Here is a 12,809-nt window from a genome sequence, read left to right as displayed (position 1 = left end):
AATGTTCGTGTTTATTTCTTTTTCCTTTTTTCAAGGACAAGTAATACTATATCATCTTTATCTATTCTAGTCAATATAATTTTTTACTTTTTTTATTTTTTTTATTTATCATGTATTCTTTATATTTAATTTTTAAAACTTAATGCTAAGTAAACCTGTTTATTTCATAAAACTAATATATATTCTATGCTCTATTTTCCTTTTTATTCTATATTTAAATTTTTTATTTACAAGAATATTTTTAATATAACATATTTGATAAAATTAATTTACATTTCTTTCACTTGTAATTTTTGCAATCTTGTATTAGATTAATATTAAAAATAATTTATCAATAACCTTATTCACAAAGACAGTTTTTATATATCAAAATATAATATAAATACTATGCTACATTTTAGGAGGATTTTATTATGAGCAAAAAAGTATTAATAATGTCTGCTTCCACTGGTGGTGGGCATAATAGGGCTGCTCTAGCTATTAAAGAAGAACTTACTTCCAAAACACTTGATGGAGAGCCAATTGAATGTGAAATAATAGATAGTTTGAAATTAGTTAATAATACAATGGATAAAATAATTTCAAGAGGATACGAAAAATCTGCTATATATACTCCCAAAGCCTATGGAAGTGTATATAGATTATCTGAAACAAATCTTTTGTCAAAAAATGAATTTAAAGATAATCTACTAATAACATTCATGGCTAAAAAATTTAAAAAGCTTATTAGAAGCGAAAAACCAGACTTGATTATAGGAACGCATCCTTTTCCAATGATTGCTCTAAGTACATTGAAAAAAAACTTTAATTTACATAATAATGAATCAAATGCTTACACAGAGCATTTTTATAAACATTATACAAATACCATTAATGTTCCTCCGCTTATTTCTGTATTAACCGATTATACTACTCATTCTACATGGATACAAAATGAAATTGATTACTATATTGTTGGTCATGAATATGTAAAAGAATTATTGGTGTTTGATGGAGTTGAACCGAGTAAAATTAGAACATTTGGAATCCCTGTTGAAAAATCTTTTCTCTCTCACAGAGATAAAGATATTGTTCTTTCTGAGTTGAATTTATCTCCTGATAAATTAACTGTTTTACTTATGGGGGGTAGCTTTGGGGCTGGAAATATAAAAGAGACACTTGATGAATTACTGGATACTGATAGAGACTTTCAAATACTTGTAATTACTGGTAAGAATGAAAGCCTAAAAGAAAAAATCGAAAAAAAACTTATGTCTCGTTATCATGATAAAAATGTATGTGTTCTTGGATACACTGATAAGATGAATGATATTTTAGCTTCTATAGATGTATTAGTAAGCAAACCTGGTGGACTTACTACAACTGAGGCTCTTTTAAAAGATGTACCTATGATAGTTCCTTATTATATACCAGGTCAGGAAGAAGAGAATCTTGATTTCTTATCTAATTGTGGTGCAGCACTTAGAACTACAAAAAAATATAACTTGTCAATATTACTAAAAGTTTTAATAGATGACCCTAGCAGATTAGAAATGCTAAAAAGAAATATTAAATCAATAAGAAAGTCAAATTCAGCCCAAAATATAGCTAATTTAATTTTAAATATAATTTCTGGTTGATAAAATAAATAAAATCCCTATAGTATATATATTATCTATTAGGGATTTTTTATTTTCTAATTATTTAATATTAAATTGGTTCATAAAAGTCTTCTTCATAATCATACTGATAATTTTTATAATTATTTCTAAATTCAGCATTTTTATTTCGTACATTTTTTTTAGTTTTTTTCTTATTAGAAAAACTTATATCCTCAAAATCATCATATTTAGGTTTATCTTTTGATTTCATTTTTTTAACTCTTTTTTCTTTCATTGCATTATGTTCTTCTAAGTTCATAATTGGTTTCATGTTGCACCCCTATCAAAATTTTTAAATGATTTATACAACAAATTATACAATACAGAAGAAATTTATTCAATAAATCTAAATCAAAATTAATTTGAATTTAACTCAAAAAATTACAAAAATCGAGGTATTAACCTCGATTTTTATATTTCTCTTCTGCCTTCTAGTGCTTTTGATATTGTGACCTCATCTGCATACTCTAAATCGCCTCCAACAGGAAGACCATGAGCTATCCGAGTGACTTTGATTCCCATTGGTTTTACTAACCTAGCAATATACATGGCTGTAGCTTCACCTTCAATAGTAGGATTTGTTGCCATTATTATTTCTTTGACTTCCTGATTGCCAAGTCTTTGGATAAGTTCCTTTATTTTTAACATATCTGGTCCAATTCCATCCATTGGAGAAATTACTCCATTTAATACATGATACTGTCCTTTAAACTCTCTCGTTCTCTCCATAGCTGCTACATCTCTTGGATCTTCCACAACACATATAACACTTGAATCTCTACTTTTATTTGAACACATGCTACATGGGTCTGTATCTGTTATATTACAACAAATTGAGCAATATCTTATTTCTCTTTTTGCATCTATAATCGCTTTAGATAAAGCTTCCACATCATTAGTATTCATATTAATAATATGAAAAGCCAATCTTTGAGCAGTCTTTCTTCCTACTCCAGGAAGCTTTGAAAATTCCTCTATAAGTCTCGTTATGGGACCTGTATAAACTTGCATAAATACCACCTACTAGAATAACCCAGGTATATTCATACCTCCAGTTACCTTACTCATTTGACTTGCTTGTATATCATCAATATTTCTCAATGCTTGATTTACTGCACTTAAAACTAAATCTTGTAGCATTTCTATATCATCTGGATCAACTACTTCTGGCTTGATAGTTATATCTATAACTTCTTTTTTACCATTAACTTTTACAGTAACTGCTCCTCCACCAACTGAAGCTTCTACTTCTTTACTTTCTAACTCTTGTTGAGCTTTTTGCATATTTTCTTGCATTTTTTGAGCCTGCTTTAACAAGTTGTTCATATTTCCACCACCAGGCATCATTCCGCCTCCAAAACCTTTTTTAGCCATAAACACTATTCCTCCTAAACTTATTTTCATTTTATTATTATATCATAATAGTATTTTATTATTTACTCTCATTTTCATCAATACTATCTTTTATTTCTAATATCTCTTCACTCACTATGTTCTTTAATATTTCCTCACCAATGTCCTTTTTCTCTTTAACTTCAAGATTTATATCTTTAACTTCTGATGTCAGTACTATTTTTACATTAAAACTTCTATTTAAAACATCTCTTATTGTTTTTTCTAAATAATTTATTGTATCTTGAGAGCTCAGTCTAGTTTTTGCAAAATCAAATTTATCATCAAATATAACATACAACATATTAGAATATACATTAAAACTTTTTACTTCACTTAAGAGTGCGTATATTGGCATTTTTTTATCTTTTTTAATTTGTTTAAGTATATTCTTCCAAGATGACTCTATAAGTATAACGTCCTCATTTTTTACATCTTCATAAACTACATTTTCTTGTTTTACATCTATTTCTCTATCGACCTCATACTCTTTTTCTTTATTATTCCCAATTTTTTCAGACTTAAAGTTCCCCAGTTCAATCATTTTTTCTAAGTTCTCAACTCTTTTTATAAGAGCTTCTTTACTTTCATCAAACATTGGTTGAGCAATTTTCATTATGGTTATTTCCACTAAAACCCTTGGATTTGAAGATGACTTTATATCATCCTGAGTTATTGATAATATATTTAAAATCCTTATTAAATCATTTATATCTATATTTTTAGACTGAATTTTAAGTTGTTCTATAGTTTCTTCTGGTAATGAAATTATTTCATCCAATTCTGATGAAACCTTACATACCATTAAATTTCTAAAATGATCAATTAAGTCATTTATAAGATTTCTTATATCTTTGCCCCATAAGACAAATTCATTTAATATCTCAAGAGACTTTTTAGTGTCCTGCTCTACAATACATTGAGACAATTCAAATAATTGTTCTATATTTACGCTTCCCATTAATTCAACAACATCTTTATAATCTATCTTACTTTCTCCAAAAGACATACATTGGTCTAATATACTAAGTGCATCTCTAAGAGCTCCTTGAGAATTTCTAGCTATTAAATTAAGAGCTTTATCATCTATATCAATTCCTTCATCTTCACAAATCTTTTTCATTCTAAGGGTCATATCTTTAACTGTAACTCTTTTAAAATCGTATCTTTGGCATCTTGATAAAATGGTTGCAGGTATTTTGTGAGGCTCTGTAGTTGCTAATATAAAAATTACATATGATGGAGGTTCCTCTAAGGTCTTTAATAATGCATTAAAAGCTCCTTGAGACAACATATGAACTTCATCTATTATATATACTTTATATTTAGCATTGGCTGGAGAATATTTCACACTTTCTCTAAGCTCTCTTATATCATCTACACTATTATTTGAAGCTGCATCTATTTCTACAACATCCATTGTATTATCTTTTAATACAGATTCGCATATCTCACACTCATTACACGGTTCTTCATTTATTTTATTCAAACAGTTTACTGCTCTTGAAAAAATCTTTGCAGTAGATGTTTTACCAGTACCTCTTGTTCCACAAAACAAATAAGCATGTCCTATATTATCACTATATATTTGATTCTTTAAAGTCTTAATAATATGATCTTGACCAATAACATCTTCAAATTTTTGTGGTCTATATGCTCTATATAATGCTTTATGCATCTTTTTACCTCTCTTTAGCAAAATTAATAAAAAAATCCCTCATTATCTAAGGGATTAGTCTTTTATATATTAAATGCTGTACACCATCTATCGACTTAATTCCATAGGCGTTACCAAAACAGTTAGCTCAACTTAGGCACCCCCACGGCACACAAAAGTGATCACTTACCGCTGCTTCCTTCCGGATCTGACGGGGTTCATGAGCTTTCATTGCGCAGGACCTAAGCATCAACACCACTTATTTAGGGCGGCCCTACAGAAAATAAGCCTTTAGATGGAATTCAATCCTGCTATAGCGGATTGCAGGTTACAGGGCACCGCTACCTCCCCATCTAGTACAGCAAAATTACAACCATATTTAATTACTTTCATTGTTTCTGGCGGAGAGAGTGGGATTTGAACCCACGATACAGTTTTACCCATATACTCGCTTTCCAGGCGAGCGCCTTCGACCACTCGACCATCTCTCCTTAATCTCTTTTTCTCAATGCCTTAAAAAATTCTTGCAATATGATCGAGCATTCTTCTTGCAAAACATCAAAAGCTACTTTTACATTATTATTATTAAAATAATCTAATTTAAACTCATGCTGTTTTTCTATATATGAATTTTTTACATGTCTTGTCCCTATTATAAGCTTTTTTATTCTAGAATTAACTATTGCGCCACTACACATTATGCAAGGTTCCATTGTAACATATAAATCACAATCAGTCAACCTCCAACCACCTAATTTTTCTGATGCTTGTTTTATCGCTAAAATTTCTGCATGTGCCGTAGAGTCTTTTAACGTTTCTGTAAGGTTATGAGCTCTAGCTATTATTTGATTATCTTTAACTATAATAGCACCTATTGGTGTTTCTTTTTTATTATATGCTTTATATGCTTCTTTTAATGCTTCTTTCATATAAAATGAACTTTCCATAATTCCTCCCAAAACTTATAACAAACTTATCTTATCATAATTCATTTTATAATTCAACTTAATTTTATTTTGTTTATTTAATTATTACTATATATAGCTATATTTTTTTTAAATTAGTTCTAAAATAATTTTTAGATATTCATACAAGAGTGTTTTATAAAAATATTTAGTGTTTTATGATGAAAATTCTGCTGTGTAAATTAACATAAAAAAACTATGAAATTAATATTTATAATAATTTCATAGTTTTTTTATTTATTGTTTACTCATAATATATTCTCTTCATCAAAGCATACTCTACATATACAATTAATATAAATTTATTTTATAACATCAACACCCATATAAGGTCTTAATTCTTCTGGAACTACTACAGAACCATCTGCCTGCTGATAATTTTCTAATATAGCAGCCAAACATCTTCCTATCGCTAATCCAGAACCATTTAATGTATGAACATATTCTGCTTTTGATTTTTTATCCCTTTTAAATCTTATTCCTGCTCTTCTTGCTTGGAAATCTTCAAAATTTGAACAAGAAGATATTTCTACATATCTATTGTAGCTTGGCATCCAAACTTCTAAATCATATTTAAATGCAGCTGTAAATCCCAAATCTCCTGTACATATTTTTACAACTCTATATGGAAGACCTAACATTTGTAACATAGTTTCAGCATCATGAGTTAATGATTCTAATTCATTATAAGAATCTTCTGGTTTAACAAATTTAACTAATTCAACTTTATTAAATTGATGTTGTCTAACTAAACCTCTTGTATCTCTTCCTGCTGAACCTGCTTCAGATCTAAAACAAGGAGTATATGCACAGTATTTAATTGGAAGCTCTGCAACATCTAATATTTCATTAGCATGTATATTAGTAACAGGAACTTCAGCTGTTGGTATTAAGAAATACTCTAATCCTTCTATTTTAAACATATCTTCTTCAAATTTAGGAAGTTGACCAGTCCCTATAAAACTATTTCTATTGGCCATAAATGGAGGTAAGACTTCCGTATAGCCATGCTTAGCTGTATGAGTATTTAAAAAGAAATTCATTAAAGATCTTTCTAATCTAGCTCCTAATCCCCTATATAAAGTAAACCTTGACCCAGTTATTTTCCCTGCTCTTTCAAAATCTAAAATACCTAGACCTGTACCTATATCCCAATGCGCTTTATGCTCAAAATCAAATTTAGTAGGTTCTCCCCAAGTTCTTATTTGAACATTGTCTTCATCTGTTTCACCTTGTGGTACCTCTGGATGAGGAACATTTGGTATTCTCATTAATGTATATTCCATTTTTGCTTCTACTTCTTTTACTTTCTCATCAATACCTTTTATCTTATCTGATAACTCTTTCAATCTTGCCTTTTCTTCTGTTACATCTTTTCCTTCTTTTATTAATTGAGGTATTTTTTTAGAATTTACATTTAACTCATTTTTCATAACTTCAACTTCTTGAAGTATTTCTCTTCTTTTATTATCTAATTCCACTACAGCATCAAGGTCAAATTCTCTTTCACCTCTTCTTTCCATAGCTTTTTTGATATCATCTAGATTTTCTCTTATTCTTTTAATATCTAACATATTAATTCCTCCTAATAATTTTGATAATATAAGTTATAATTCCAACTTAATTTACAAACATTATACTTGTAAACTCTTAGTTTAAACAAATTTTAAAAATAAAAAAAGACCTCCGTTTACCCTATAAAAGGGACGAAAATCTTTTATCCGCGTTGCCACCCTAATTGACTATACTAAAATGTATAATCCTCTCAGACCTATAACGTAGGTAAACGTCTAGCTTTAACTAGAAGCTCTAGAGTAGATTCAAAAACCATTGTAATGAGTTTTCACCATCCACTCATTCTCTGAATACAATCTGTTTTTTACTATTTTCCTTCACAGCTTTTTAACTAATTGTTTTATTTGATAATCATTATATTATATATATTAACATCTTTCAATACTATTATTCAAATTTTTTTAGAATTTTCTTTAATTTTTTATATTAAATTCATTTTTTCTATTTAATTAAGACCTTATCTTTTATCCATTGTATTTAGATTACCTGTATTATTAAATAATAATGAAGAAGGAACAAATGGAACTTTTATATCATTCTCATCAAATTTATTTTTTACCTTTTCCATTACATCAAAGTATACATCCCAGTAATCATCAGTTTTTACCCAAGGTCTAGCAACTATTTGCATGGTGTTATTTCCTATAGAGTTTAAACCTATTATAGGCTTTGGATCATTTAATATTCTTTTTTCGTTTGTAAAAATTTCATTTAATATAGACTTAACTACATCTATATCACTATCATATGAAATATTATATGAAAAATCTATTCTTCTTTTGTTTTGATGTGTGTAATTAATTATATTATTACTTGTCAGTTGAAAATTAGGTATAATTATAGTTTTATTATCTGGTGTCTTAAGAACAGTGCTAAATATTTGTATGTCAGAAACTGTACCTTCTACACCTGAACCTTGAATATAATCACCTATATTAAATGGCTTAAAAAATAAAATAATCATACCAGAGCCTAAATTTGATAATATTTCTTTAAAAGCTAAACCTATACTAAATCCAGCAGCTCCTAACACAGCTACAACTGATGTAGTTTGTATCCCTATAATACCTAAGCTTATCAATGATATAATAGATAACATAGATATATATATTCCATATACAATAAAATTATTTACACCTTTACTCATTCCATATTTGATTAGAAACTTTGAAACCATCCTTCTTACTATTTTAGATATATAAATACCTATCACAAATACAATTATTGCATATATAATATTTGGTATATTATCACTAAAATTATCGAGCATATTTTCTAAAGTTCTCTTAGTTATATTGCTATTTGTTGAGGCAGTCTTAGCCAATGATAAAAAATTCATTCAACTCCTCCTTATGATAATATTCCGTTGTCCTTTAACTCTTTTACTATAGCTTCTATAGTTTCTTCTTTTATTGCCTCAATTGTATGAATATGGCTACATTCTGTCAGAACCGATAATTGTTTAAATTCATTTGTCTCAACTTTCTTCATAAAGTTGTCTATATCCATTTTAGAATAAATATTAAGTTCTGCAGTTATCTGACCATATGTTGGATGATTTACAATGACATCTTTTATAATACCACCTAAATCTACAATTATCTTTAATTCATCATAAATTTCTTTAGAATCCTTATGATTTTTACACTTTATTTGTTTTGTAAAATACGGTTGATTATATATTATATATCCTTGAGGTGTAGCTATTATTTCAAATCCTCTAGCTCTTATAAGGGCTATATCTTGAACTATTACTTGCCTACTTACATTTAATAGTTCAGCTAGTGTTCCACCTTTTACAGGATGCTTAGATTCTTTTAAAATATCTATTAATTTACTTCTTCTTTCATTAGAATTCATATTACACCTTCTTTCCAAATAAAAACTTTACCTATACTATATAATTTTATATTTTATCTTATTATAAATCAATATTGACTTTATATTCTATTTAATCTTAACTTTTATAATAAATAAAAAAGACTACGTGGCTACGTCCTACTCTCCCAGGCAGTTTCCCACCAAGTACCATCAGCGCTAGAGAGCTTAACTTCTGTGTTCGGAATGGGAACAGGTGTATCCTCTCTGCTATTGTAACCACATAATCTTTATGCTTAATATTTCTATTAAGTTTTTAATAAGTTTATAGAACCTAGTAATACTAGTTTCTTTAGAGTTAGCACTCTAAAAACTACACATATATCTTAATGAATGAACATCAAATAAATATTGGTCAAGTCCTCGACCTATTAGTATCGATAAGCTAAATACATTGCTGCACTTACACCTTCGACCTATCAACCAGATAGTCTTTCTGGGGTCTTACCCTTGCGGTGGGAAATCTTATCTTGAAGTTGGCTTCGCGCTTAGATGCTTTCAGCGCTTATCCATTCCGTACATAGCTACCCAGCCATGCCCTTGGCAGAACAACTGGTACACCAGAGGTACGTCCATCCCGGTCCTCTCGTACTAAGGACAGGTCTTCTCAAATTTCCTACGCCTGCGACGGATAGGGACCGAACTGTCTCACGACGTTCTGAACCCAGCTCGCGTACCACTTTAATGGGCGAACAGCCCAACCCTTGGGACCTACTACAGCCCCAGGATGTGATGAGCCGACATCGAGGTGCCAAACCTCCCCGTCGATGTGGACTCTTGGGGGAGATAAGCCTGTTATCCCCAGGGTAGCTTTTATCCGTTGAGCGATGGCCCTTCCACGCAGAACCACCGGATCACTAAGTCCGATTTTCATCCTTGCTCGACCTGTATGTCTTGCAATCAAGCTCTCTTTTGCCTTTACACTCTACGTACGATTTCCGACCGTACTGAGAGAACCTTTGAGCGCCTCCGTTACCTTTTGGGAGGCGACCGCCCCAGTCAAACTGCCCACCTGACAGTGTCCCAAGACCAGATTCATGGCCTATGGTTAGAGTCCCAGTACTACAAGGGTGGTATCCCAAGGATGGCTCCGCCAAAACTGGCGTCCTGGTTTCAAAGCCTCCCACCTATCCTGTACATGTAGTACCAAGACCCAATGTCAAGCTACAGTAAAGCTCCATGGGGTCTTTCCGTCCTGTCGCAGGTATCCGGCATCTTCACCGGAATTACAATTTCACCGAGTCTGTTGTTGAGACAGTGCCCAAATCGTTACGCCTTTCGTGCGGGTCGGAACTTACCCGACAAGGAATTTCGCTACCTTAGGACCGTTATAGTTACGGCCGCCGTTTACTGGGGCTTAAGTTCACTGCTTCGATTGCTCTAACAGATCCCCTTAACCTTCCAGCACCGGGCAGGCGTCAGCTCCTATACATCGTCTTGCGACTTAGCAGAAACCTATGTTTTTGGTAAACAGTCGCTTGGGCCTATTCTCTGCGGCCACCTGATGGTGGCACCCCTTATCCCTAAGTTACGGGGTCATTTTGCCGAGTTCCTTAACAACAGTTCTCTCGCTGGCCTTAGGATACTCTCCTCACCCACCTGTGTCGGTTTGCGGTACGGGTACCTTTAACCTCGATAGAGACTTTTCTTGACAGTGTGAAATCAGCTACTTCGCTACTAAATTTCGCTCCCCATCACATCCCAGCATTATCAAAGCGGATTTGCCTACTTTGACTGCCTCAATGCTTGGGCACACATAACCAACAGTGTGCTTAGCTTATCCTACTGTGTCATCCCTTCTCTCAAACGGTTATCAGTAGTACAGGAATATCAACCTGTTGTCCATCACCTACGCCTTTCGGCCTCAGCTTAGGTCCCGACTAACCCAGGGCGGACGAACCTTCCCCTGGAAACCTTGGGTTTACGGCCTGTGGGATTCTCACCCACATCTCGCTACTCATGCCAACATTCTCACTCCCATACTGTCCACATGTCCTTACGGTCATGCTTCAACCCGTATGGGAAGCTCCCCTACCCATCATTACTGATGCCGTAGCTTCGGTAGTAAGTTTTAGCCCCGGAAATCTTCGGCGCAGGATCACTCGACCAGTGAGCTATTACGCACTCTTTGAATGAGTGGCTGCTTCTAAGCCAACATCCTGGTTGTCTGTGCAATCCCACATCCTTTACCACTTAACTTACATTTAGGGACCTTAGCTGACGATCTGGGCTGTTGCCCTTTCGACTATGAATCTTATCACCCACAGTCTGACTCCCAAGTATAAGATGACGGCATTCGGAGTTTGATAGTCTTCGGTAGGTGCAATACCCCCTAGGACATTCAGTGCTCTACCTCCGTATCTCTCACCTTGAGGCTAGCCCTAAAGCTATTTCGGGGAGAACCAGCTATCTCCGGGCTCGATTGGAATTTCACCGCTACCCACAAGTCATCCCCGAGCTTTTCAACGCTCGTGGGTTCGGACCTCCACGAAATTTTACTTTCGCTTCATCCTGCTCATGGGTAGGTCGCCCGGTTTCGGGTCTACGTCAAGTAACTGAACGCTCAGTTAAAACTCGCTTTCGCTACGGCTCCACACCTTAAGTGCTTAACCTTGCTACTTAACGTAACTCGTTGGCCCGTTCTACAAAAAGTACGCGGTCACACAAGAAATGTGCTTCCACAGCTTGTAAGTGCAGGGTTTCAGGTTCTATTTCACTCCCCTCCCGGGGTTCTTTTCACCTTTCCCTCACGGTACTATACGCTATCGGTCACTAGGTAGTATTTAGCCTTGGAGGGTGGTCCCTCCTGCTTCCCACAGGGTTTCACGTGTCCCGTGGTACTCTGGATCATATCTAAAGTCTTCTCGTTTAACATACAGGACTATTACCTTCTGTGGTGGGTCTTTCCAAACCTCTTCAATTACGATACCTCTTCGTTATGATATGTCCGCAACCCCAATAAAGAAAACTTTATTGGTTTGGGCTAATCCGCGTTCGCTCGCCGCTACTTACGGAATCGAATTTCTTTCTCTTCCTTCAGGTACTTAGATGTTTCAGTTCCCTGAGTTCCCCTCATTAAGCTATGTATTCACTTAATGATACTTAGACATTACTCTAAGTGAGTTTCCTCATTCGGAAATCTTCGGATTAAAGTTTACGTGCAACTCCCCGAAGCTTATCGCAGCTTATCACGTCCTTCATCGGCTCCTAGTGCCAAGGCATCCGCCCTGCACCCTTAATAACTTGACCAGTTAAAAAGGTTTGATAGATTAGAAGCTATCAACTTCGATAATTTTAAAAAGTTATCAGCTTTATATATTACAAATTAGATGTCATATCACTAAATATATATATGCAGTTTTCAAAGTGCTAAAGCACGGCGCCAACGAATAAATTCCGTTGCTTAAAGTGCTAACGCACCACGTCAACGAACAACCTTCGTATTCACTCAGATTATTCCGTTACTTAAAGTGCTAACGCACAGCGCCAACAAACAAACTTCACATGCGTTCAGTTTATTCTGTTGCTTAAAGTGCTAACACACAAAGCTTGTATAAATTTAAGCTATAAGTGCATTGTAAGAGGCTACTAAGTAAATCAAAGATTTAAGTAATATACTCTTAAATGGTGGAGATGAGGAGAGTCGAACTCCTGACCCCTTGCTTGCAAGGCAAGTGCTCTCCCAACTGAGCTACACCCCCA

Annotated in this window: 9 protein-coding genes, 2 tRNA genes, 2 rRNA genes, 1 other RNA gene and 1 other annotated feature; of the genes, 1 reads left to right on the top strand and 13 read right to left on the bottom strand. The window is 33.4% G+C overall.

Translation table 11 applies throughout. From position 1 onward, the window contains the following. The first annotated feature begins 413 nt into the window (after nucleotides 1-413). Nucleotides 414-1,619 carry a glycolipid MHDRG biosynthesis glycosyltransferase UgtA gene (gene ugtA / locus CDIF1296T_RS00155; protein ID WP_003426064.1) on the top strand — a complete coding sequence of 402 codons (1,206 nt, stop codon included), beginning with the start codon at nucleotides 414-416 and terminating at the stop codon, nucleotides 1,617-1,619. 70 nt (nucleotides 1,620-1,689) lie between these two features. Here the strand turns inward: ugtA and CDIF1296T_RS00150 are convergent, their stop codons facing one another. The 13 genes from CDIF1296T_RS00150 to CDIF1296T_RS00090 all read right to left on the bottom strand — a co-directional run bounded on the left by CDIF1296T_RS00150 (nucleotide 1,690) and on the right by CDIF1296T_RS00090 (nucleotide 12,808). Further along, entirely contained in the window at nucleotides 1,690-1,911 is a 222-nt protein-coding gene (locus tag CDIF1296T_RS00150; protein ID WP_003421616.1) for a hypothetical protein, read from the bottom strand. Between the two features lie 140 nt (nucleotides 1,912-2,051). Continuing rightward, nucleotides 2,052-2,651 (bottom strand): recombination mediator RecR, encoded by a 600-nt coding sequence (gene recR, locus CDIF1296T_RS00145; protein WP_003421618.1) that lies wholly within the window; start codon nucleotides 2,649-2,651, stop codon nucleotides 2,052-2,054. A 12-nt stretch (nucleotides 2,652-2,663) separates the two neighbouring features. Then, a complete protein-coding gene (locus CDIF1296T_RS00140; protein ID WP_009887752.1) occupies nucleotides 2,664-3,014 on the bottom strand; it encodes a YbaB/EbfC family nucleoid-associated protein in 351 nt (116 codons plus the stop codon). Nucleotides 3,015-3,072: 58 nt separating this feature from the next. Continuing rightward, nucleotides 3,073-4,710: a DNA polymerase III subunit gamma/tau gene (gene dnaX / locus CDIF1296T_RS00135; RefSeq protein WP_003421622.1), complete on the bottom strand. Its 1,638-nt coding sequence runs from the start codon at nucleotides 4,708-4,710 to the stop codon at nucleotides 3,073-3,075. 76 nt (nucleotides 4,711-4,786) lie between these two features. Beyond that, nucleotides 4,787-5,051: signal recognition particle sRNA large type (gene ffs / locus CDIF1296T_RS00130), an RNA gene on the bottom strand. 37 nt (nucleotides 5,052-5,088) lie between these two features. Beyond that, nucleotides 5,089-5,180 (bottom strand) — tRNA-Ser (locus CDIF1296T_RS00125). After that, complete coding sequence (locus tag CDIF1296T_RS00120; RefSeq protein WP_003421624.1) at nucleotides 5,181-5,636, bottom strand: nucleoside deaminase; 456 nt, start codon at nucleotides 5,634-5,636, stop codon at nucleotides 5,181-5,183. It abuts the tRNA gene before it with no gap. A gap of 320 nt (nucleotides 5,637-5,956) precedes the next feature. After that, the gene (serS, locus tag CDIF1296T_RS00115) at nucleotides 5,957-7,228 is read right to left on the bottom strand and encodes a serine--tRNA ligase (protein WP_003435562.1); all 1,272 of its coding nucleotides are present in this window, start codon (nucleotides 7,226-7,228) and stop codon (nucleotides 5,957-5,959) included. Nucleotides 7,229-7,353: 125 nt separating this feature from the next. Next, nucleotides 7,354-7,559, bottom strand: a binding site (T-box leader). Between the two features lie 127 nt (nucleotides 7,560-7,686). Then, complete coding sequence (locus CDIF1296T_RS00110) at nucleotides 7,687-8,568, bottom strand: mechanosensitive ion channel family protein (protein WP_003426056.1); 882 nt, start codon at nucleotides 8,566-8,568, stop codon at nucleotides 7,687-7,689. 11 nt (nucleotides 8,569-8,579) lie between these two features. Continuing rightward, nucleotides 8,580-9,089: a transcription repressor NadR gene (locus CDIF1296T_RS00105; protein ID WP_003435561.1), complete on the bottom strand. Its 510-nt coding sequence runs from the start codon at nucleotides 9,087-9,089 to the stop codon at nucleotides 8,580-8,582. 125 nt (nucleotides 9,090-9,214) lie between these two features. Further along, nucleotides 9,215-9,331: ribosomal RNA gene (rrf, locus tag CDIF1296T_RS00100) — 5S ribosomal RNA — on the bottom strand. Between the two features lie 127 nt (nucleotides 9,332-9,458). Beyond that, nucleotides 9,459-12,356: ribosomal RNA gene (locus CDIF1296T_RS00095) — 23S ribosomal RNA — on the bottom strand. 376 nt (nucleotides 12,357-12,732) lie between these two features. Beyond that, nucleotides 12,733-12,808 (bottom strand) — tRNA-Ala (locus CDIF1296T_RS00090). Nucleotide 12,809 lies beyond the last annotated feature (1 nt).

This window comes from Clostridioides difficile ATCC 9689 = DSM 1296 (assembly GCF_001077535.1).
Lineage (GTDB): Bacteria > Bacillota > Clostridia > Peptostreptococcales > Peptostreptococcaceae > Clostridioides > Clostridioides difficile.
Note: the sequence above shows the minus strand (reverse complement) of the source record. Positions and strands in the feature narration are given on the sequence as shown.

Coding starts and splice junctions, on each gene's coding strand:
- CDIF1296T_RS00120 (WP_003421624.1), bottom strand. CDS start 5,636: ATGGAAAGTTCATTTTATATGAAAGAAGCATTAAAAGAAGCATATAAA.
- CDIF1296T_RS00105 (WP_003435561.1), bottom strand. CDS start 9,089: ATGAATTCTAATGAAAGAAGAAGTAAATTAATAGATATTTTAAAAGAA.
- serS (WP_003435562.1), bottom strand. CDS start 7,228: ATGTTAGATATTAAAAGAATAAGAGAAAATCTAGATGATATCAAAAAA.
- dnaX (WP_003421622.1), bottom strand. CDS start 4,710: ATGCATAAAGCATTATATAGAGCATATAGACCACAAAAATTTGAAGAT.
- recR (WP_003421618.1), bottom strand. CDS start 2,651: ATGCAAGTTTATACAGGTCCCATAACGAGACTTATAGAGGAATTTTCA.
- CDIF1296T_RS00110 (WP_003426056.1), bottom strand. CDS start 8,568: ATGAATTTTTTATCATTGGCTAAGACTGCCTCAACAAATAGCAATATA.
- CDIF1296T_RS00140 (WP_009887752.1), bottom strand. CDS start 3,014: ATGGCTAAAAAAGGTTTTGGAGGCGGAATGATGCCTGGTGGTGGAAAT.
- CDIF1296T_RS00150 (WP_003421616.1), bottom strand. CDS start 1,911: ATGAAACCAATTATGAACTTAGAAGAACATAATGCAATGAAAGAAAAA.
- ugtA (WP_003426064.1), top strand. CDS start 414: ATGAGCAAAAAAGTATTAATAATGTCTGCTTCCACTGGTGGTGGGCAT.